Origin of the sequence: Arenimonas sp., from assembly GCF_022842045.1 — a bacterium.
Classification (GTDB): domain Bacteria; phylum Pseudomonadota; class Gammaproteobacteria; order Xanthomonadales; family Xanthomonadaceae; genus Arenimonas.
In genome coordinates this window covers 1-19,406 of sequence record NZ_JALHQI010000024.1, presented here as the reverse complement: position 1 = coordinate 19,406, position 19,406 = coordinate 1, and the positions used below count along the sequence as shown (strand labels likewise).

17 protein-coding genes, 1 tRNA gene and 1 pseudogene are annotated in these 19,406 nt (G+C 71.6%); 12 read left to right on the top strand and 7 right to left on the bottom strand.

The features are described from left to right. Window positions 1–53: 53 nt before the first annotated feature. Window positions 54–130: transfer RNA gene (locus Q0C12_RS07080), tRNA-Arg, on the bottom strand. A gap of 280 nt (window positions 131–410) precedes the next feature. Between Q0C12_RS07080 and Q0C12_RS07075 the strand changes: the two genes are divergently transcribed. Beyond that, window positions 411–3,182, top strand: a complete 2,772-nt coding sequence (locus tag Q0C12_RS07075; protein ID WP_290888167.1) for an EAL domain-containing protein — start codon at window positions 411–413, stop codon at window positions 3,180–3,182. A gap of 6 nt (window positions 3,183–3,188) precedes the next feature. On the opposite strand, the gene Q0C12_RS07070 is transcribed toward Q0C12_RS07075, so the two are convergent. Continuing rightward, window positions 3,189–3,428, bottom strand: coding sequence for a hypothetical protein (locus tag Q0C12_RS07070; RefSeq protein ID WP_290888164.1), 240 nt, complete (start codon window positions 3,426–3,428; stop codon window positions 3,189–3,191). 128 nt (window positions 3,429–3,556) lie between these two features. On the opposite strand from Q0C12_RS07070, the gene ubiA reads away from it, so the two are divergent. Continuing rightward, complete coding sequence (ubiA, locus tag Q0C12_RS07065; protein ID WP_290888161.1) at window positions 3,557–4,465, top strand: 4-hydroxybenzoate octaprenyltransferase; 909 nt, start codon at window positions 3,557–3,559, stop codon at window positions 4,463–4,465. Window positions 4,466–4,521: 56 nt separating this feature from the next. Here the strand turns inward: ubiA and Q0C12_RS07060 are convergent, their stop codons facing one another. Continuing rightward, window positions 4,522–5,313 carry a ComF family protein gene (locus Q0C12_RS07060; RefSeq protein WP_290888158.1) on the bottom strand — a complete coding sequence of 264 codons (792 nt, stop codon included), beginning with the start codon at window positions 5,311–5,313 and terminating at the stop codon, window positions 4,522–4,524. Window positions 5,314–5,490: 177 nt separating this feature from the next. Here Q0C12_RS07060 and bioB point away from each other — a divergent pair, with 177 nt between their 5' ends. Genes bioB through Q0C12_RS07030 form a run of 6 tightly spaced genes read left to right on the top strand, consistent with a single transcriptional unit; the run spans window position 5,491 to window position 10,477 of the window. Beyond that, window positions 5,491–6,507, top strand: a complete 1,017-nt coding sequence (bioB, locus tag Q0C12_RS07055; protein ID WP_290888157.1) for a biotin synthase BioB — start codon at window positions 5,491–5,493, stop codon at window positions 6,505–6,507. Between the two features lies 1 nt (window position 6,508). Further along, a complete protein-coding gene (bioF, locus tag Q0C12_RS07050; RefSeq protein ID WP_290888154.1) occupies window positions 6,509–7,702 on the top strand; it encodes an 8-amino-7-oxononanoate synthase in 1,194 nt (397 codons plus the stop codon). A 2-nt stretch (window positions 7,703–7,704) separates the two neighbouring features. Beyond that, window positions 7,705–8,475: a pimeloyl-ACP methyl ester esterase BioH gene (bioH, locus tag Q0C12_RS07045; RefSeq protein ID WP_290888219.1), complete on the top strand. Its 771-nt coding sequence runs from the start codon at window positions 7,705–7,707 to the stop codon at window positions 8,473–8,475. Continuing rightward, window positions 8,472–9,347, top strand: a complete 876-nt coding sequence (gene bioC, locus Q0C12_RS07040) for a malonyl-ACP O-methyltransferase BioC (RefSeq protein ID WP_290888151.1) — start codon at window positions 8,472–8,474, stop codon at window positions 9,345–9,347. The genes bioH and bioC overlap by 4 nt, the downstream gene beginning before the upstream one ends. Window positions 9,348–9,378: 31 nt before the next feature. After that, window positions 9,379–10,098, top strand: a complete 720-nt coding sequence (locus Q0C12_RS07035; RefSeq protein ID WP_290888149.1) for an META and DUF4377 domain-containing protein — start codon at window positions 9,379–9,381, stop codon at window positions 10,096–10,098. 16 nt (window positions 10,099–10,114) lie between these two features. Continuing rightward, window positions 10,115–10,477: a DoxX family protein gene (locus Q0C12_RS07030; protein WP_290888147.1), complete on the top strand. Its 363-nt coding sequence runs from the start codon at window positions 10,115–10,117 to the stop codon at window positions 10,475–10,477. 78 nt (window positions 10,478–10,555) lie between these two features. Here Q0C12_RS07030 and Q0C12_RS07025 read toward each other — a convergent pair whose 3' ends face one another. Genes Q0C12_RS07025 through Q0C12_RS07015 form a run of 3 tightly spaced genes read right to left on the bottom strand, consistent with a single transcriptional unit; the run spans window position 10,556 to window position 12,416 of the window. Then, complete coding sequence (locus tag Q0C12_RS07025; RefSeq protein ID WP_290888145.1) at window positions 10,556–11,008, bottom strand: PH domain-containing protein; 453 nt, start codon at window positions 11,006–11,008, stop codon at window positions 10,556–10,558. Between the two features lie 17 nt (window positions 11,009–11,025). Then, a complete protein-coding gene (locus Q0C12_RS07020) occupies window positions 11,026–11,460 on the bottom strand; it encodes a ketosteroid isomerase-related protein (RefSeq protein WP_290888143.1) in 435 nt (144 codons plus the stop codon). Between the two features lie 17 nt (window positions 11,461–11,477). Next, window positions 11,478–12,416: a pyridoxal-phosphate dependent enzyme gene (locus tag Q0C12_RS07015; protein WP_290888140.1), complete on the bottom strand. Its 939-nt coding sequence runs from the start codon at window positions 12,414–12,416 to the stop codon at window positions 11,478–11,480. A 70-nt stretch (window positions 12,417–12,486) separates the two neighbouring features. On the opposite strand from Q0C12_RS07015, the gene pepN reads away from it, so the two are divergent. From pepN to Q0C12_RS07000, 3 genes are all read left to right on the top strand, one after another. Next, a complete protein-coding gene (pepN, locus tag Q0C12_RS07010; protein ID WP_290888137.1) occupies window positions 12,487–15,093 on the top strand; it encodes an aminopeptidase N in 2,607 nt (868 codons plus the stop codon). Window positions 15,094–15,272: 179 nt separating this feature from the next. Further along, complete coding sequence (locus Q0C12_RS07005; protein WP_290888134.1) at window positions 15,273–16,244, top strand: hypothetical protein; 972 nt, start codon at window positions 15,273–15,275, stop codon at window positions 16,242–16,244. Window positions 16,245–16,439: 195 nt separating this feature from the next. Further along, window positions 16,440–17,420, top strand: coding sequence for a hypothetical protein (locus Q0C12_RS07000; RefSeq protein ID WP_290888131.1), 981 nt, complete (start codon window positions 16,440–16,442; stop codon window positions 17,418–17,420). 18 nt (window positions 17,421–17,438) lie between these two features. Here the strand turns inward: Q0C12_RS07000 and Q0C12_RS06995 are convergent, their stop codons facing one another. Then, window positions 17,439–18,362 carry a DMT family transporter gene (locus Q0C12_RS06995; protein ID WP_290888128.1) on the bottom strand — a complete coding sequence of 308 codons (924 nt, stop codon included), beginning with the start codon at window positions 18,360–18,362 and terminating at the stop codon, window positions 17,439–17,441. A gap of 121 nt (window positions 18,363–18,483) precedes the next feature. Between Q0C12_RS06995 and Q0C12_RS06990 the strand changes: the two are divergent. After that, window positions 18,484–19,406, top strand: a pseudogene (locus Q0C12_RS06990) (hypothetical protein); the annotation flags it as partial.

The following is a 19,406-nucleotide window of genomic DNA, read 5'->3' as shown; positions in this document are numbered from 1 at the left end:
GGTTGCCAGGAAGAACTTGGCACAGCCACGGCACAGATTTGTCACAGGGGTCTTGGCGCGCCTGGAGGGATTCGAACCCCCGACCAATGGCTTCGGAAGCCACTACTCTATCCGGCTGAGCTACAGGCGCGTAATCAAAAGACTTTTTGCTGCTTCCGGCCTGAAACGGAGTTCAAGCGGCATGACACTTTACCCGACCCGCCGAATCCCTGAGTAGAGCCTTCGGAAGCCACTACTCTATCCGGCTGAGCTACAGGCGCTTAGGGCGCGGATTATGGCACCGATGGCCGCGCCGGTCTAAGGGGCGGCCATGCCGAGTGTGGCGGGGTTCACGGCCCGGCGATCGGCCGGTTCCCTCGCAGGCGTGCGGGCGTTAGTGTCGGGACAACCGTGTCCTGGGCCCGCCATTCGTGGATTCCGCGTTCCTCAACAGCCTGCTGCTGCACCCCTCGCGTCGCGCCCTGCTGGTGCTGGATGCGGCGGGGAAGTACGTCACCGGCAACGACCGCGCCCGCGACCTGCTGACGCCGGCGCTGGAGGAGGCGTTGCGGCCGGTGCTGGCCGACGCCATCGCCCAGATTGCCCGCCACCCGGGCCGCCAGGTCCACCACTCCCACCGCGACGGCGAGCGGGTGCTGGACTGCGTGCTGCAGGCAGCCCTGGACGAGGACGGCCGGATCCTGGGCTACACCGCCAGCCTGTTCAACCCGGCCGAGGAGCCTGAACTCGCCGAGTCGCCCAACCGCGCCCGCTGGCGTTTCGCGCTGGAAAACGCCCAGGACGGGCTCTGGGACTGGAGCGCCGACACCGGTCGCGTCTACCGCTCGGCGCGCTGCCTGGGCATGCTCGGCTACCCGCCCGACCACCTGGCCGACAACCTTGGTAGTTGGCGCGACCTGGTCCACCCCGACGACCAGCCGCGGGTGGCCGATGCGCTCAACTTGCACCTGGACGGCCAGCGCGAAGGCTACCAGTCGGTCTACCGCGCCCGTGACGCCAGCGGTGGCTGGCGCTGGATCCTCGACCGTGGCCGGGTGATCGAGTGGACCCTGGACCGCAAGCCGCGGCGGGTGATCGGCACCCATACCGACATCACCGAGTACAAGCTGATCGAACAGCAGCTGCGCGAACGCGAGCTGCTGATGAACCAGGCCCAGCACGTGGCGCGCCTGGGCAGCTGGAGCTGGGATCCGGACAGCGACGCCATCTGGTGGTCGGACGAACTGTTCGTGATCGCCGGCCTGCCGGCCGACCAGTCGCCGCCGCCGTTCCGCGGCCAGCGCCACCTGTACGAGCCTGAATCCTACGAGCGCCTGAAGGAAGCCTCGCGCCGCACCCTCGCCACCGGCGAGCCCTACGAGATGGAGCTGGTGATGGTGCGCCCGGACGGCGAGCGCCGCTTCACCAAGGCCCGCGGCGAAGGCATGCGGGCCCCGGACGGACGCGTGCTGCGCCTGGTCGGCGTGATCCACGACATCACCGAGCAGGTGGTCGCCGAGCGCAATTCACGCTGGCGCAGCGACCTGCTCAACCGCATCGCGGCGATGGGCCGCATCGGCGGCTTCGAGATCATGGCCGATGGCCAGCTGCAGTGGACCGACGAGAACTACCGCATCCACGGCCTCGAGCCCGGCACGCCGGTGAGCGTGCAGGGCACGCTGCCCAACTACGACGAGCACTCGCAGCAGCGCATGCGCGAGGCCATGGCCCGCATGTTCGGCGGCGAGACGGAGGAAGAGACGCTGGAGGTCACCTACTACACGCCCGACGATCGCCGCATCTGGCTGCGCATCACCGGGCGGATGGAGAAGGTGGACGGCAAGCCGCACCACATCACCGGCCTCACCCAGGACATCACGGAGGAACACGAGGCGAACGAGCAGATCGAGCAGCTGGCGCACTACGACACGCTGACCGGCTTGCCCAACCGCTTCCTGTTCCGCCGCCGGGCGCTGGACGCCATCGCCTCGGTGCGCAACGGCGAGCCACCGCTGGCGCTGCTGTTTCTCGACCTCGACCGCTTCAAGAACGTCAACGACAGCCTGGGCCATGAAGCCGGCGACCGCCTGCTGCAGGAAGTGGCCGGCCGGCTGCGCCAGTGCGTGCGCGGCAGCGACCTGGTCGGGCGCCTGGGCGGCGACGAATTCCTGGTGCTGCTGCGCGAGGTCGGGCGGCCCGAGGACGCGGCCTTCGTGGCGCGCAAGATCATCGCCGCGCTCAGCCAGCCGGTGTCGCTGGGCGAGCACGAGGCGCACGTGGGCTGCAGCATCGGCATCGCCCTGCTCAACGAGGGCAGCCCGGACCTCGAGGCGCTGCTGCGCTCGGCCGACACGGCGATGTACGCGGCCAAGGATGCCGGCCGCAACACCTTCCAGTTCTATAGCGACAGCTTCTACGAGAAGGTGCAGCGCCGGGTCACGCTGGAGCAGGAGCTGCGGCAGGCGCTGGCGCGGCGCGAGCTGTCGCTGGTCTACCAGCCCACGCTGTCGCTGCGCGACGGGCGGGTGGCCGGCATCGAGGCGCTGCTGCGCTGGCGCACCCGCGCCGGCGACTCCCGCTCGCCGGCGGAGTTCATCCCTGTCGCCGAGGAGTGCGGCGAGATACTGGCGATCGGCCGCTGGGTGCTGGGCGAGGCCTGCCGGCAGGCGCGCGAGTGGCACGAGCAGGGGCTGGTGTTCGACCGCATCGCGGTGAACGTGTCGGCGGTGCAGCTGCGCGACCCGCAGTTCGCCACCGACGTGCTCGAGATCTGTGCCCGCAACCACTGGCCCACCGACCGGCTGGAGCTGGAGTTGACCGAATCGGCGCTGATGCGCGACACCGACGTGCTGCGCCGCGCCTTCGACCTGTTTTCCGCCAACGGCATCTGCCTGGCGGTGGACGACTTCGGCACCGGCTTCTCCAACCTGGCCTACCTGCACCGCTTCCCGGTGCGGCACCTGAAGATCGACCGCAGCTTCGTGCAGCAGATGGCCGAAGCCACCCGGCTGCGCGGCCTGACCCAGGCCGTGGTCAGCCTGGGCCATGCGCTGGGCATGGAAGTGGTGGCGGAAGGCGTGGAGACCGAGGCGACCCTGGCGATGCTGCGCGAGCAGGGCTGCGACCAGGCCCAGGGCTATCTGTTCACGCGGCCGCTGGCGCCGGCGGCACTGGGCACGTGGCTGCGTGCCCAGGCCGGTTGAGCGGGGTCAGCGCGCGGGCGGCGAGTACATCGCCGCGTTGATGCACGACAGGATGCTGACCACGAACCAGCCGAACGGCAGCAGGCTCAGCGTGATCAGCCAGGTGATGGCGAAGGCCGCGCACGCGAACAGGAACCAGAGCACGGCCGAACCGAAGCGACCCTGGACCAGCTGGCCCAGGCCCGGCACGAAGAAGCTGCAGATGGCGGCGATGACGTTGCCGGTGGAACCCTGGCCTGCACTCATGGTCGTTGTTCCCTTGGTGGTGGATGACGATGCTTAAACTGGGGACGCGTCGCCGCCGGGTCAAGGCCCGCGGCCGCCGGGGTGCCGTCGGTCATGGGTGGGCCTGGACGCTCTGCTAGGCTTTGCCGATGCCCTACGAACGCCACGCACCGCCCCTTCCCGACCGCGCGCCCAAGACCTGGCGCGAGCGCTGGCCGCTTTACTGGCAGCTGGTGCGCGGCGATCGCCCGGTCGGCATCCTGCTGCTGCTGTGGCCAACGTGGTGGGCGCTGTGGCTGGCCGCCGACGGCGTGCCGCCGCTGGGCACGCTGGCGATCTTCACCGCCGGCGTGTGGCTGACGCGGTCGGCGGGTTGCGTGATCAACGACTACAACGACCGCTGGCTCGACCCGCACGTCGAGCGCACCCGGGCCCGGCCGCTGGCCACCGGTGCGGTGTCGCCGCGCGAGGCGCTGGTCCTGTTCGCCGTGATGATGCTGGTCGCGTTCGGGCTGGTGCTGCTGACGAACTGGCTGACGGTGGCGCTGAGCGTCGCCGCGGCGCTGCTGGCCGCGACCTACCCGCTGCTCAAGCGCTACACCTACCTGCCGCAGGTTTACCTGGGCATCGCCTTTGGCTGGGGCATCCCGATGGCGTTCGCGGCCGTGCAGGGCAGCGTGCCGCCGATCGCCTGGCTGCTGTTCTTGGGCAACCTGCTGTGGACCACCGGCTACGACACCTGGTACGCGATGGTGGACCGCGAGGACGACCTGCGGGTCGGTTCCAAGTCCACCGCCATCCTGTTCGGCGACGCCGACCTGATCGCGCAGGGCGTGATCTACGCGGGCTTCTTCTGGGCGATGTGGCTGGTGGGCGCGCGCGCCGGTTTCGGCATCCATTACCAGGCGGCGCTGGGCGTGGCGCTGGTGCTGGTGGCGATGCAGTTCTGGATGGCGCGCGACCGCGACCGGGCCGGCTGCTTCCGCGCCTTCCTCGCCAACCAGTGGGTGGGCCTGGTGGTGTTCGTGGGCATCGCGGCGCATTACGCGCTGGGCTGAATGGCGCACGGCCCGCGCCCGGCGCCGCCCGCCCCGGCGCAGGCGACGACCCAGGACTAGCCTTCCGTCCCGGGCCGGGGCGCGCGCGCGACGACCCAGGCGTCCACCCGGCGCACCCCGGCACGCCGCAGCGCCCGGGCGCACTCGCCCAGCGTGGCGCCGGTCGTCATCACGTCGTCCAGCAGCGCCACCCGCTCGGGCCAGGGCCCGGGGGCCGCGGCGAAAGCGCCCCGCACATTGCCGTGACGGGCGGCCGCGCCGAGGGTGGACTGGGCAAGGGTGGCGCGAACCCGGCGCAGTCCGCCGCCCCTGACCGGAAGGCCCAGCGCCCGGCCAAGCGGGCGGGCCAGCTCCAGCGCCTGGTCGTAGCCACGCTCGCGCAGGCGGCGCGGGTGCAGCGGCACCGGCACGATGGCCTGCGGTCCCTCCGCCCCGGGCGAGGTTTCCGCGAGCGCGTCGGCCAGCAGTTGCCCCAGCAGGCGCCCGGCCGCCAGGTCGCCATGGAACTTGAAGCGGGGCAGCAGCCGGTCAAGCGGGAAACGATAGGCCAGCGCGGCCACCGTGGCGTCCAGCGGCGGCGGGCGGCGCAGGCAGCGGCCGCAGCGGAGCCCCGATGCGGCCGGCACGGCGCCGCGGCGCACCCTCGACCCGGGATCAGGCTCCGAACCTGGCCCCGGGCCGGGCAGCGGGAGTGCGCAGGCGTGGCAGGCAGGCTGGTTCCAGGGCAGGGCGGCGCGGCAGGCCCGGCACAGGTCCTGGCCGCCGTCGCCGGGCAGTTCGCAAACCAGGCAGCGCGGGGGCAGCAGGGCCTGGCCCAGCCACTGAGAAAAACGGACAGGCCAGGTCATGCCGTGATGTGCTTCACTTCACGGATTCGCTGCCGCGGACGGGGATAGCCTCCGGCGTCGGGTTGGCGGCCCGTCGGGGGTGGCCGTCAACCTGGAGCGGGGTGGTTTGGTTGACAGGGGTGGGCATGCTCACCAGACTGCCGCACTCCATTAATGCAGCGCCGTCAGGGGTTTGCCATGTCTGCCGTCATCCGCCACGACTGGACGCGCGAAGAAGTCCTCGCGCTGTTCGAGCTCCCCTTCCCCGTGCTGATGCAGCGCGCCGGTGCCGTGCACCGCGAGCGCTTCGACCCCAGCGAAGTCCAGGTCTCGACCCTGCTGTCGGTCAAGACCGGCGGCTGCCCCGAGGACTGCGCCTACTGCCCGCAGGCCGCGCGCTACAACACCGGCGTCGACGCCACCAAGCTGATGAGCACCGACGAGGTGCTGGAGAAGGCCCGCGCCGCCAAGGCCGCCGGCGCCTCGCGCTTCTGCATGGGCGCCGCCTGGCGCAGCCCCAAGGACCGCGACATCCCGAAGGTGGCCGAGATGATCCGCGAGGTGAAGGCCCTGGGCCTGGAAACCTGCGCCACGCTGGGCATGCTCAAGGCCGATCAGGCCGTGGCGCTGCGCGCCGCCGGCCTCGACTACTACAACCACAACCTCGACACCGCGCCCGACTTCTATGGCGACGTGATCAAGACCCGCGAATACCAGGATCGCCTGGACACGCTGGGCCACGTCCGCGACGTCGGCATGAAGACCTGCTGCGGCGGCATCGTCGGCATGGGCGAGTCGCGCGCGCAGCGCGCCGGCCTGCTGCAGGCCCTGGCCAACCTGCCGGCGCACCCGGATTCGGTGCCGATCAACCGGCTGGTGCAGGTCGAAGGCACGCCGCTCAAGGGCACCGCGCTGCTGGATCCGTTCGAGTTCGTCCGCACCATCGCCGTGGCCCGCATCGTGATGCCGGCCTCGATGGTGCGGCTGTCGGCTGGCCGTGCCGAGATGAGCGACGAGCTGCAGGCGCTGTGCTTCCTGGCCGGCGCCAATTCGATCTTCTACGGCGAGAAGCTGCTGACCACCGGCAACCCGGACGTCGAAGCCGACCGCGCCCTGTTCGACCGCCTGGGCCTGCGCCCGATGGAGGTCGTGCAGGAATCGAACACCGTGCACGCCGACATCGTCGCGCCGGCCGCCACGTCCTGCGCCGCCTGACATGCCCCGCCAGCGCCTCGCCGATCGCCTCGCCACCGCCCGCGCCGCGCGCGAGGCGGCGCAGGCCGTGCGCACCCGGCGCGAGGTCGAGGCGCGCGAAGGCATGCAGGTGCTGGTGGATGGCCGCCAGCTCACCAGCTTCTGCGGCAACGATTACCTGGGCCTGAGCCAGCACCTGGACGTGGTGGCGGCGCTGCAGGAAGCCGCCGCCTGGCACGGCGTCGGCAGCACCGGCTCGGCCGGCGTCAGCGGCCACCACGCCGAGCACGCCGCGTTCGAACGCGAGATGGCGAGGTGGCTGGGTTACGAGCGCGGCCTGTATTTCGGCAGCGGCTACCAGGCCAACCTCGCCGTGCTGCAGTCGCTGCTGGGCGAGGGCGACCTGTGCGTGCAGGACAAGCTCAACCACGCCTGCCTGATCGACGGCGCGCGCCTGTCGCGCTGCGAGCTCAAGCGCTATCCGCACGCCGACGTGGAGGCCGCGATGCGCCAGCTGATGACCCGCCGCGACGGCGTGGCCATCCTCGCCACCGACGGCGTCTTCAGCATGGACGGCGACCAGGCGCCGCTGGCCGACCTGGCGCTGGTGGCGCGCGCGCAAGACGCGCTGCTTTACGTGGACGACGCGCACGGCATCGGCGTGCTGGGCCCGGAGGGCCGCGGCAGCCTCGCGGTCGCGGGCCTGGGCGCGCGCGAAGTGCCGCTGCTGCTGGTGCCGCTGGGCAAGGCCTTCGGTGGCCAGGGTGCAATGCTGCTGGGCAGCCACGCCGTGGTCGGCCACGTCGCCGAGACCGCGCGGCCTTACCTGTATTCCACCGCGCCGGCGCCGGCGATGGCCGCGGCCATGCGCGCGAGCCTCAAGCTCATTCGCACCCAGTCCTGGCGCCGCGCCAAGCTCGCTTCGCTGGTGGCGCGTTTCCGCCGCGGCGCCTCGGCGCTGGGGCTGCTGCTGCAGGAATCGTTCACGCCGATCCAGCCCATCGTGCTGGGCGACAATGCGCGTGCGCTGTCGGTGTCGGCCGCGCTGGAGCAGGCCGGCTATCTCGTCACCGCCATCCGGCCGCCAACGGTGCCGGAGCAGCAGGCGCGCCTGCGCATCACGCTGAGCTGCGAACACAACGAGCGCGACGTGGACGGCCTGCTGGCCGCCCTGGCCGAAGCGCTCGGCACCCGCAAATCCCCGCTCCCGGCATGACCCTGTTCCACGACGTGCGCGGCCAGGGCCCGGACCTGGTGCTGCTGCATGGCTGGGCCATGCACGCCGGCATCTTCGGGCCGCTGGTGGCGCGGCTGGAACCGCATTTCACCCTGCACCTGGTCGACCTGCCGGGCCACGGCCGCAGCGCCGGTGCCGGGCTGCCGCTGCGCCTCGCTGACGCCGCCGACGCGGTGGCGGCGGTGGTGCCGGCGCGCGCGGTGTGGCTGGGCTGGTCGCTGGGCGGGCTGGTAGCGCTGCAGCAGGCGGCGACGCGGCCGCAGGCGGTACGCGGCCTGGTGATGCTGGCCGCCAGCCCGCGCTTCGTGCGCGCCGACGACTGGACGGCGGGCATGGATGCCGCCGTGTTCCGCACTTTCGCCAGCGAGCTGGGCCGCGACTACCGCGGCACGCTCGATCGTTTCCTGATGCTCGAGGCGCAGGGCTCGGACCACGTGCGCGAAGAACTGAAGCTGCTGCGCGGGGAAGTCTTCGCGCATGGCGAGCCGTCCGCCGACGTGCTTTGCGACGGGCTGGGCCTGCTGGAGGACAGCGACCTGCGCGCCGCGCTGCCTTCGCTGGCGATGCCGAGCCTCTGGCTTGCGGGCCGGCGCGACCGGTTGGTGTCGCCCGCGGCGATGCGCGCTGCGTCGGAGACGGCGCCGCAGGGTCGCTTTGTGCAGGTGGAAAGCGGCGGCCACGCGCCCTTCCTGACGCACGCCGGCGAAGTGGCGGATGCGCTGGTGGCGTTCGCTGCGGAGTGCCCGCCGTGACCGGCCTGTTCGACCGCCGCCACCTGCGCCGCGCCTTCGGCCGCGCGGCGCCGAACTACGCCGCGGTGGCCGCGCTGCAGCGCGAGGCCGAGGCGCGCCTGCTCGAGCAGCTCGACTACCTCGACGACCGCCAGCCCGGGCGCATCCTCGACCTGGGCTGCGGCCCGGGCCGGGCCGCCGGCGCCATGAAGAAGCGCTGGCCGAAGGCGGAGGTGATCGCGCTCGACGCCGCCCTGCCGATGCTGCGCGAAGTGCCGCGCCACACCCGCTTCTGGCGGCCGGTGCGGCGGGTGAACGCCGACGTGTCGCAGCTGCCGCTGGCCGACCAGTGCGCCGACGTCATTTTCTCCAGCCTGTGCCTGCAGTGGGTGGACGACCTGCCCGCCACCCTGTCGGAGTTCCGTCGCGTGCTGCGCCCGGGCGGCTTGCTGCTGCTCTCCACTTTCGGCCCGGCCACGCTGTCGGAGCTTCGCGATGCGTATCTCGCTTGCGGCGAAGTGCCGCCGCTGTCGCCGTTCGCGCAAATCCAGCAGGTGGGCGATGCGATGCTGGCCGCCGGATTCAAGGATCCGGTGCTCGAGCGCGACGAGTACACGCTGACCTACCCGGACCTGCGCAGCCTGATGCACGAGCTGCGCGCGATCGGCGCCGGCGACGCCCGGCACGACCGCCCGCGCGGGCTCGGCGGGCGCGGCCGGCTCCAGCGCGTCACCGCGCACTACGAAGCCCTGCGCCGCGACGGCGTGCTGCCCAGCACTTGGGAGGTAATCACCGCCCAGGCCTGGGGACCGGCGCCGGGCGCGCCGCGTCGCGACGGCGGCGCCGACCTGGCCAGCTTCCCGGCCGACCGCATACCGGTGCGGCGGCGCTAGACTGCCCGGGTCCCCCCGACCCGGAGTCGCCATGAACCGCACTTCCACGCAACGCCTGCTGGTCCTCGCGCTGGCCGCGAGCCTGGCCGGCTGCGCCTCCACGCGCACCGAGATCGCGTCCACCGATGACGCCGCCGTGCTCGAGGGCACCGAGTGGCGCCTGGTGGCTGCGCCCGGCGAGGCCACGCTGCCCGACGTCGGCCCCGGCGTCGCCACGCTGCGCTTCGAGGCCGATCGGTTCTCGCTGGGCGGCCCCTGCAACAGCCACACCGGCGGCTGGTCGCGCGACGGCATGCAGCTGCGCCTGGGCGGCGAAGGCGGGGCCATCGCCAGCACTCGCCGCATGTGCCCGCCGGAAATCATGGGCCGCGAAACCGCCCTGATGCAGGCGATGGCGGCACCGTTGACGCTCGGCTTCGACGGCCCCTTCCTGCAGCTGCGCGCCGCCGACGGCGCCACGTGGCGCTTCGACAGCCGCCCGCCGGTCGCCAACGCGCCGCGCGAGCGCATCGTCCAGATCGCCGGCCAGCGCGCGCCGTGCACGGGCGTGGCGCAGCAGCTGTGCCTGCAGGTGCGCACCCAGCCGGGCGCGCCCTGGGAGCTGCACTACGGCGACATCGAGGGCTTCGACTGGAAGATGGGCGTCGAGTACGTGCTGCGCATTCGCGAGACCACCGTGGCCAACCCGCCGGCCGACGGCAGCGCGCGGCGCTGGCAGCTGATCGAAGTGCTCGACAGCAGCGAGCCCTGATAGCCAGCCAACCACCATGAAGACAAGAATCGCCGTTTACACGCTAGCGTTGGTTTTCGCCGCTTCCGGCATCGCCAAGCTGCTGTCGCTTCCGTTCGAGGTCGAGGCCTTCGCGCGGTGGGGCTATCCGCCTTACTTCATGTACCTGACGGGCGTGCTGGAAGTTGCCGGCGCGATCGGGCTGCTGGTGCGGCGGGTGTCCGCGCTGGCGGCGCTGTGCCTGGCGGGGCTGATGCTCGGCGCCATCGCTACCCACCTGGTGCACCGGGAGTGGGCGATGCTGGTGCTGGCCTCGGGCATCGCGGCCCTGGCCGCGTGGCGCGGCTGGTCCGGTCGCGGCGAGATCCGTAGCCTGCCGGGGCGCCGTTCCGGACGATGAATTGAAGCGGCGAGCGTGGCCGCAGTCCTGGATCCAAGGGCTGGACGATAGGGCGGCGCAGCGCGCCGCAATCCGGCTTCAGTCCAGCGCGTCGTGCCCGCCCAGGTCGGCGTGGCCGCCGCCGCCCGACTCGAAGGTGCGCACGCGCTTGGCGTCGCGGCGCGCTTCCGACAGGCGGCGGATCCGTTCGCGCAGGGACTCGGCGTCCTTCAGCCAGGGCAGGTGGATCTCCGGCGTGGAGGCGTCGGTGGTGAACAGCACCACTTCGCCCAGGCCGAACAGGCGCTCGAAGAAGGTCTGCTCGAGCCGGGTGTCGCGCACGCGGTACAGCTCCAGGTCCTCGGTGGTGCGGTTGAAGACGCCACGGCGGATGGACAGGCGCTGGTCGGTCAACGTGTAGACCGTGTTGCGGACCACCAGCCAGCGCCACAGCGCCCACGGGATCGGGATGAGCAACAGGCAGGCCAGGAACCAGCCGGCGTTCTGCCACTGCGAGGGCGTGCCGGTCCATTCGCTGCGTTCGGTGTCCATGCCTGCTCCGGGAGTGTTCATGCGCCTGCCGAGACCTGGGCGATCCAGTCCTCGAGGTTGTAGTAGTTGGTGATGCGGGTGATCGCGCCGTCCTCGACGTCGAAGAAGGCGCCGCCGGGCAGTGCGTACTTCTGGCCGTGCGCGGGCGGCAGCCCGGTGTCCTGGGCCAGGTACTCGCCGTGCACCACGTACTCGGCGGCGACGCGGGTGCCTTCCTGGTTGGCCATCACCACGATGTCGCGCAGTTGTTCGCGATAGCAGCGGTTCATGCGCGCCAGGAAGGCGGCGAAGGCGACCTTGCCGGTCTCGCGCCCGCCCTGGTTGATGTCGTGCGCCACGTCGGGGTCCAGGCGCGCCAGCATCCCCTCCCAGTCGCCGCGGTTGAAGGCCGCATAGTAGGCCAGCACCAGTTCGATGGCGCGGTCGGCCGCGCGGTTGCCGTCGACGATCATGTCTTGCCTCGGGGGGATCACCAGGGGAGAGCGGCCAGGTCCACGTTGCCTCCGGACAGGATAAGCCCGATCCGGCGGCCGGCGAAGGGTTCGGGGTAGCGCAGCACGGCCGCCAGCACGGTGGCGCAGGAGGGCTCGATGATGATCTTGAGCCGCTCCCAGGCCAGGCGCATGGCGGCCACGGTCTCGGCGTCGGTCACGACCAGGGCCTGCAGGCGGTCGCGGCGCATGATGGCGAGGTTGATGGCGCCGACCGTGCCGCGCAGGCCGTCGCAGACGGTGTCGGGCGTGAAGTCGGTGACGTGGCGGTGCTGGCGAAGGGATTCGAAGGTCTCGGCGGCTCCGGCCGGCTCGGCGCCGAACACGGGCGTGCCGCGCGCGGCCAGCAGGGTGCCGCAGGCCAGGCCGCCGCCGCCGAGCGGGGCCAGCAGCGCGTCCAGCGGGCCGGCTTCGGCCAGCAGCTCGAGCGCCGCGGTGCCCTGGCCGGCGATGACGCGCGGGTCGGTGTAAGGATGCACCAACGTCGCGCCGGTCTCTTCCTGTACGCGCGCGGCGGCCGCTTCGCGCGCGGCGATGGTCGGGGCGCAGCGGTGCAGCACGGCGCCGTAGGCCTCGATCGCGGCCAGCTTGCTCCGCACCGCGCCCTCGGGCACCACCACGTGGGCCGGGATGCCGCGGCTGCGCGCCGCCAGCGCAAGGGCCGCGCCGTGGTTGCCGGAGGAATGCGTGACCACGCCGCGGGGGGCGATGGCGTCGTCGAGCGACCACACCGCGTTGCAGGCGCCGCGGAACTTGAAGGCGCCGCTGCGCTGGAAGTTCTCGCATTTGAAATGCAGCTCGGCGCCGGCCAGCGCATCCAGCGAGCGCGAGCGCAGCACCGGCGTGCGGTGGGCATGCGGCGCGATGCGCGCGGCGGCGGCGAGGACGTCGTCGTATCCCGGTAGGTCGGAAGTCATGGTCGGTCCGTCGAAAGGCGCGTGCTAGCCTAGCAAACCGCACACGTGTCGCCCCGGAAAAACGCACAGAATGAGCCTCCCCCGCGACGACGGCCACGTCCACCTGGCCGACTACGTCCCGCCCGCCTGGCGCATCCGCCACGCCGACCTCGCCTTCGACCTCGACCCCGACGCCACCGAGGTGCACGCCCGGCTGGCGCTGGAACCGGATCCCGGCCAGCCCGGCCAGCCGCTGGTGCTCGACGGCGAAGAACTCGCCCTGCTGTCGATCGCCCTGGATGGCCGGCCGCTGCCCGCCGAGCGCTACACCTACGACGGCGCCACGCTGCGCATCGACGGACTGGCGGGCGCCTGCGAGCTCGAGACCCGCGTGCGCGTGCACCCGGCCGGCAACACCCGGCTCGAGGGGCTGTACCAGAGCGGCCGGCTGCTGCTGACCCAGTGCGAGGCCGAAGGCTTCCGGCGCATCACCTTCTTCGCCGATCGCCCCGACGTGATGCCGCGCTGGCGCATCACGCTGCGCGCCGCGCGCGAGCGCTTCCCGGTACTGCTGGCCAACGGCAACCCGGTCGCGCGCCGCGAGCTCGACGACGGCCGCCACGAGTCGACCTGGGAGAATCCGCACCCGACGCCCTGCTACCTGTTCGCCATCGCCGCCGGCGACCTCGACCGCGTCACCCATTCGGTGCGCACCGCCGAGGGCCGCGAGGTCGAGCTCAACGTCTGGGCCGAGCCCGCCGACGTTGCCCGCTGCGAGTACGCGCTGGGCGCGGTCGAGCGCAGCCTGCGCTGGGACGAGCGCCGCTTCGGGCGCGGCTACGACCTGGACGTGTTCAACGTGGTCGCCGCCCAGGACTTCACCATGGGCGCGATGGAGAACAAGGGCCTGAACATCTTCAACGCCCGCTACATCCTCGCCGACGAGGCCACGGCGACCGACGCCGACTTCCTGGCGATCGAGTCGGTGGTGGCGCACGAGTACCTGCACAACTGGTCCGGCAACCGCGTCACGCTGCGCGACTGGTTCCAGCTGTCGCTGAAGGAAGGCCTGACGGTGTTCCGCGACAGCGAGTTCAGCGCCGACCTGCATTCGCGCGCCATCAAGCGCATCGAAGCGGTGCGCGTGCTGCGCGGCCGGCAGTTCGCCGAGGACTCGGGCGCGCTGGCGCACCCGGTGCGGCCCGATCGCTACCGCGAGATCAGCAACTTCTACACGCTGACCATCTACGAGAAGGGCGCCGAGGTCATCCGGCTGCTGCACACGCTGCTGGGCGAAGCGGTGTTCCGCGCCGGCATGGACCGCTACTTCGCCGACAACGACGGGCGGGCGGCGACCATCGAGGATTTCCTGGCCGCGCATGCGGCCGCCAGCGGACGCGACCTGTCGCAATTCGCACTGTGGTACTCGCAGGCGGGCACGCCCGAGCTGGCGGTCAGCGAACATTTCGACGCCGCCACCGGCGACTACACGTTGACCGTAGACCAGCACCTGCCGCCGACGCCGGGCCAGCCGGTGAAGCAGCCGATGCTGGTGCCGCTGCGGCTGGCGCTGTACGCCGATGACGGTGCCGCCATCACCGCGGCGCCCGACACCGACGCGGCGCTCAACGGCGGCATGGTCGAATTGGTCGCCGCGCGCCACGTGCTGCGCTGGCGCGGCCTGGCCGGCAAGCCGCTGGCCACCTTCAACCAGGGCTTCGCCGCGCCGGTGAAGATCGCGTTCGAACAATCGCCGGCCGACCTGGCGCGCAGCGTGCGCGTCGAGCGCGACGAGGTGTACCGCTGGGATGGCCTGCAGCGGCTGGCGACGCGGGCGATCCTGCAGCGCGACACGCTCGCGGCCGAGGCGCTGGAAGCGGCGCTGGACGACCTGCTTCGGGACCCCGCCGCCGATCCCGCCTTCGTCGCCGAATGCCTGGTGCTGCCGGACTTCGACACCCTGGCCGATGCGATTGACGAAGTCGATCCGGACGCCTTGCTCGATGCCCGCGACGCGCTGCTGGACCGGCTGTCGCGCGCGCTGTCCGCGCCGCTGCGGGCGCGTTACGACGCACTGGCCGACGCCGCGGGGCAGGGCCTCGACGGCGCGGCGATGGCGGCGCGCGCGCTGCGCAACGCCTGCCTGGCCTGGTTGACCCGCCACGATCCGGCGGCGACGCTGGCGCAGCGGCAGTTCGACACCGCCCGTGGCATGACCGAGCGCGGCGCTGCGCTGCGCTGCCTGCTGCACTTCGAAGCGCCGGGCGCCGCGGTCGCGCTGGCCGCGTTCCGCGCGCAGTTCGCCCACGATCCGCTGGTGACCGACAAGTGGATCGGCTGGGTGGCCACCCGCCCGCGCGCGTCGGCCATCGACGACGTCGCGAGGCTGCTGGTCTCGGAGTGGTGGAAGCCCGCCAACCCCAACCGTGTGCGCGCGGTGCTGGGAAACTTCCAGCGCGGCAATCCGCGCGCGTTCCACCGCGCCGACGGCGAGGGCTTCCGACTGGTGGCGCGCCAATTGCCCGGGCTGGACGCCACCAACCCGCAGGTCGCGGCCCGGCTTCTGGGCGGATTCGAGGGTTGGCGCCGCCTGCACCCGCCGCTGCGCACCGTGGCGCAGGCCACCTTGGCCGCACTCGAGGGCCAGCTGCATTCACCCGACTGCAGCGACCTGCTGGCGCGCCTGCGCGCGGACTGAGTGGCGTCCGCGGGGCGTCTCCGCCGCCGTGGAGGCAGCGTCGCAACGTGGGTCGTGCCCAGGACCGGCCAGCGAACTTGCAGCAAATAATTGGCTGGTGTGAAGAATTTTTCACGTTCCTAGGATTGGATCCGTTGGCCATGGGCCGGCGGGCCACTCGCACCCCTGGGAGACCCACCATGAATTTCAATCGCTCCGCACTGGTCCTGGCGCTTGCCGGGACACTGGCGGCGTCGGCCGCGATGGCCGGCGAAGCCGAAGACCGCGCCGCGCTGAGCCGCCAGCTGCTCGACCGCTGGAGTGGCCACGTGGAAGAGGCGCACAAGCAGCCCGGCGGGCAGTGGTCGCAAGAAATGGCGCCGCTGCTCGACGTCGTGTCGCTGGATGACCTGCGCAAGGCCGCGGCGTCCAAGAACTTCGACGACATGAACAACGCCCTCCTCGGCAAGGCCGGCGCCGGGGACTCGACCCAGGCGTTCGGCGATCCGAACACCGACCTCGTGTACGTGCCGATCGCCCCCTGCCGCCTGCTCGACACGCGCGTCGCCGGCGGCCCGATCGCCGCCAACACCGTCCGCAGCTTCGACGTGACGGCGGTCAGTGACTACAGCTTCCAGGGCGGCTCCGCCAGCAACTGTAACGGCGCTGGCGCGGCCGGCTCGTTCGCCGCGGCGGTCATCAACTTCACGGTCGTCACGCCGTCGGCGGCCGGCTACATCACCGCGTTCCCGTACCTCGGCACCCAGCCGCTGGCGTCCACCCTGAACTACACCGCCGGCAGCATCGTCGGCAACCTGTCGGTCGTGCAGCTCGACCAGGGTGCGTCCGCGAATGAAATGAGCGTGTACTCCTTCGCCCAGACGCACCTGGTGGCTGATATCGTCGGCTACTACAAGAATCCCGCCGCTGCGTTGTTCGAATGCGTCGAGACGGCGCAGACGATCAACACCGTCAACGCGGGCGCCACCTCCAACGCCAATGCGCCGGCCTGCGCCGCCGGGTACACCCAGACCGCCACCAATTGCCAGTCCAGCACCTGGGAAATGCCCTTCGTCTACTTCACCGCCGGCACCTGCTCGGCACAGAACAACAGCTCCGGCACGGCCCAGCTGCGCGCCAGCCGCACCTGTTGCCGGGTCCGTTTCCCCTGAGCGGACGGGGCGCGAGCCCCGACCCTGGATACGCCGCCCCGGGCCTCCGCGCCCGGGGCGTGGGCCCCGAAGGCAGCCGCATGGCCGGACTTTGCCCGGCGCGGCACGGTTCGCGCCCCCGCTTCGTAAGGATGGGAACCGACACAGGCCCTGGCGCCTGTGCCGGCCCAGTCCCCACCTTTTCGAGGCAAGCGCATGAAGCTCAAGTCGATGACCCTGGCGGCCACCCTGGCCTTGGTCCTGGCACCTTCCACCGGTACGTGGGCCGCCGACGGCCCGTCGCGCGAGGACCTCGCGCGCAAGATCGTGGACCGGTGGTCCGACCATATCCGGGACACCTACCCGATCGGCGTCGCGGACTGGTCGGTCGAGATGGCCCCGGTCTTCGCCGAGGCGTCGCTGGAGGAGCTGCGCGCGGCCGCCGCAGCGACCACGTTCCAGGAAATGAACACGCAGTTGCTTGGCCTCCCGCCGCGCGACGGAACGCGCGCGCTGGGCGACGCGGCGCAGGACCTGGTGTTCGTGCCGGTGACGCCGTGCCGACTGATCGACACGCGGGTGGCGGGCGGGCCGATCGCGGCCAACAGCACCCGCAGTTTCGACGTCAGCGTCGCCGGCAGCTACGCCTCCCAGGGCGGCGAGGCCTCCAACTGCGGCCTGGCGGCGGGCGGCTCGTTCGCAGCGGCGGTGATCAATTTCACCGTGGTCAACCCGAGCGCGGCCGGCTTCATCACGGCCTATCCGCTCAATGCGCCCCAGCCGCTCGCGTCCAGCCTCAACTATTCGGCCGGCGACATCGTCGGCAACGAGGTGATCGTGAAGCTCGATCTCGGCGTCGCGACGGCCGAGATGAATGTCTACAGCTTCGCGCAGACCCACCTGGTGGGCGATATCGTGGGTTACTTCGCGCCGCCGGTGGCCACGCCGGTCCAGTGCGTGGACACCACGATCACCCAGGTGATCCAGCAGAACGCCGGCGCGAACTTCTACACGCCTTCATGCCCGGCCGGCTACACGATCACCGGCGGTGGCTGCACCTCGAACAGCTACGCGACCCGCCTGGTGTCGTTCAAGACCGAAGCAGGGACCAACAACCACTTCTGCTCGTACTACAACGAGTCCCTGACCACCGAGGTCATGGGCTACGCCCGCTGCTGCCGGATCCCTGGCCGCTGACGCGCGACGGCCCGGGCCTCAGCGCCCGGGCCGCTGGCCCATCAGGCTGGCCAGCGCCGAACCGACGACCACCAGAACGGCGCCGGCGTAACCGGCGATGCCGACCTGTTCCGGCGCGAGGCTGCCGGGCCAGATCGCCTGCGTCGCCGCCACCGCGCCCAGGCAGAGCAGGGGCGTGGTGGCGAGGATGGCCGACACGCGCGAAGCCTCCCAGTGCGCCAGCGCTTCGGCGAACGCGCCGTAGGCCACCAGCGTGTTCAGCGCGCAATACAGCAGCAGCGCCCAATGCAGGCCGTCGAGCTGGAGCAACGTGGCAGGTCGCGCCAGCGGCAGCAGCACCAGGCTGGCCACGACGTAGATGAAGAGCAGCATCGCCGGCGACGACAGCCGCAGCAGCAGCTGCTTCTGCAGCAGTGCGTAGCCGGCCCAGACCACCGCGGCCAGCACCACCAGCGCCGAACCGGCCAGGTAGCCGGCGCCGCCGCCGTCGAGCTGGTCGCGGAAGAACAGCCCTAGCCCGCCGACAATCGTCGCCAGGCCCAGCCACTGCCAGCCGTTGAAGCGTTCGCGGAACACGAAGATGCCGCCCAGCGCCATCAGCAGCGGCGCCAGCTGGATCAGTAGCTGCGCGTTGGCGGGCGAGGTCTGCTGCACGCCCAGCAGGTAGAAGACGTAGTTGCCGATCAGCAGCAGGGCCGCCGCCAGCAGCATCCCCCAGCGCTTGCGGTCGAGCGTGGCGAAGCCGCCCAGCCCACGCCGGGACGCCAGCCACGCGAACATCAGCCCCGCGGCCAGCAGGAAGCGGAACCAGGTGAGGGTGTAGGGATCGACCTGCTCCAGCGTGACCTTCAACGCCACCGGCAGGGTGGCCCAGCAGGCGGCCGTCACCAGCGCCAGCAGCAGGCCCAAGCGCCATCGTCCCGAAGCCTGGTGCAACGACATGTCGATCGATCCCGCGGGCGTGAAGGCGGCGAACAGTAGCACGCGCCCGGTGGCCGGCAGGGTTAAGCACGGATTCACCGCCCCGCGCCGAGACTGGCCCGACTTCCGGGGGGAACGCCACATGACGCGTCGCAACCTTTTGCTCGCCCTGCTGCTCGGGTTCGGACTCACCGGTTGCGTCAGCTACGGCGAGTACTACTCCGAGCGCGACCGCTACTACCAGGACGGCGGCTACTACTACCCGGCCGACGACGGCTATGGCGACTACTACGAGGCGCCGGACTACTACTACGACGATCCCTACGTCTATTCATCGTGGGGCATCGACCGCTATCACTGCATTGGCGGGTACGGCTGTTCGCCGTTCTGGAGCCGCTACTACCGGCCGCACTACTACTACGCGCCGTCCTACTCAGGCTGGAGCATCGGCTTCGGCAGCCACTGGAGCATCGGCAGCTGGTCGGGCTACGGCGGCTACTGGTCGCCCTGGTACGACCCGTATTACTACCGCCCGCACCCGCCGCGCCCGCGTCCCGGCCACGGGGGTCGTCCCGTGGCGCCGCCGGGTCCGCCTCCCGGTCCGCCGCCGGGTTCGTCCGTAGGCGACGACCCGGGCACCGTGCGACCGACGCCGATGCCGCGCCCCGGCTATCCGGGTGGCCCGGTGGGCCGACCGGCCATCCTCGAGCCCGAGGGGCGTCCTGGCCGCCCGGGTGGCAATCCGCCGCCGGCTGCGCGCGAAGAAGGCGAAGCACGCCCGTTGCCGCGCCCGGATTTCCGCGAGTCGTCGCGCAAGGGGCCGGAAGGTGGCGACGTGGGTCGTCCGCAGCCGATCCGCGGCGAGCCGCGCTGGACGGCACCGTCGCCGCGCCCGGATGTCGGCCAAACGCCGCGCCCGGCGCCGGAGTACCGCCGGCCGCCGCCGCGCGAGGAGCCGGCTTATGCGCCGCGCCCCCGCCCGACGCCGGAAATGCGCCCGGCACCGCGCGAGATGCCGCAGATGCGTCCGGCCCCGCGCCCCGAGCCGCGAATGGCCCCGCGCGA